Origin of the sequence: Janthinobacterium sp. BJB301 (assembly GCF_002735685.1) — a bacterium.
Classification (GTDB): Bacteria; Pseudomonadota; Gammaproteobacteria; order Burkholderiales; family Burkholderiaceae_D; genus Janthinobacterium; species Janthinobacterium lividum.
This window is the reverse complement of sequence record NZ_PDZJ01000014.1, coordinates 1-1,624: the sequence shown is the minus strand read 5'-3', so window position 1 is coordinate 1,624 and position 1,624 is coordinate 1. Positions and strand designations below refer to the sequence as shown.

Genomic DNA, 1,624 nt, shown 5'->3' with positions numbered 1-1,624 from the left:
TAACAAGCCTGACGATAACCTACTTTCACACTGGTTGCAGCACTATCATCGGCGCAAAGTTGTTTCACGGTCCTGTTCGGGATGGGAAGGGGTGGGACCAACTTGCTATGGTCATCAGGCATAACTTGTACTGGCGTTTGTCTCCTGTAGGACGACAAGGCCATGAATCTGGAAGAAGCAAAGATTGGGGTAATGACTGGTAGTATCAACACACACGCAACGTTGTACCGTCTTATCCTCTGTACCTGCTAAGGTTATAGGGACAAGCCGTACGGGCAATTAGTACTGGTTAGCTTAATGCATTACTGCACTTCCACACCCAGCCTATCAACGTCCTGGTCTCGAACGACCCTTCAAAGAGCTCAAGGCTCTGGGAAATCTCATCTCAAGGCAAGTTTCCCGCTTAGATGCTTTCAGCGGTTATCTCTTCCGAACTTAGCTACCCGGCAATGCCACTGGCGTGACAACCGGTACACCAGAGGTTCGTCCACTCCGGTCCTCTCGTACTAGGAGCAGCCCCCTTCAAATTTCCAACGCCCACGGCAGATAGGGACCAAACTGTCTCACGACGTTTTAAACCCAGCTCACGTACCACTTTAAATGGCGAACAGCCATACCCTTGGGACCGGCTACAGCCCCAGGATGTGATGAGCCGACATCGAGGTGCCAAACTCCCCCGTCGATATGAACTCTTGGGAGGAATCAGCCTGTTATCCCCAGAGTACCTTTTATCCGTTGAGCGATGGCCCTTCCATACAGAACCACCGGATCACTATGTCCTACTTTCGTACCTGCTCGACTTGTCAGTCTCGCAGTTAAGCACGCTTATGCCATTGCACTATCAACACGATGTCCGACCGTATCTAGCGTACCTTCGAACTCCTCCGTTACACTTTAGGAGGAGACCGCCCCAGTCAAACTGCCTACCATGCACTGTCCCCGATCCGGATAACGGACCAAGGTTAGAACCTCAAACAAACCAGGGTGGTATTTCAAGGTTGGCTCCACGAGAACTAGCGTCCCCGCTTCAAAGCCTCCCACCTATCCTACACAGATTGGTTCAAAGTCCAATGCAAAGCTACAGTAAAGGTTCATGGGGTCTTTCCGTCTAGCCGCGGGTAGATTGCATCATCACAAACATTTCAACTTCGCTGAGTCTCGGGAGGAGACAGTGTGGCCATCGTTACGCCATTCGTGCAGGTCGGAACTTACCCGACAAGGAATTTCGCTACCTTAGGACCGTTATAGTTACGGCCGCCGTTTACTGGGACTTCAATCAAGAGCTTGCACCCCATCATTTAATCTTCCAGCACCGGGCAGGCGTCACACCCTATACGTCCACTTTCGTGTTTGCAGAGTGCTGTGTTTTTATTAAACAGTCGCAGCCACCAGTTTATTGCAACCCTTTCACCCTCATGGAGTAAACCAATCAAGCTACCGGGGCGTACCTTTTCCCGAAGTTACGGTACCAATTTGCCGAGTTCCTTCTCCCGAGTTCTCTCAAGCGCCTTAGAATACTCATCTCGCCCACCTGTGTCGGTTTGCGGTACGGTCTCGTATGACTGAAGCTTAGAGGCTTTTCTTGGAACCACTTCCGATTGCTTCGTGAACAAGTTCACTCGTC

Annotated in this window: 2 rRNA genes; both read right to left on the bottom strand. The window is 50.9% G+C overall.

The window, feature by feature from the left end:
• Positions 1–6 precede the first annotated feature (6 nt).
• Positions 7–119, bottom strand: a 5S ribosomal RNA gene (rrf, locus tag CSQ91_RS28345).
• A gap of 139 nt (positions 120–258) precedes the next feature.
• Positions 259–1,624: ribosomal RNA gene (locus CSQ91_RS28340) — 23S ribosomal RNA — on the bottom strand; the annotation flags it as partial.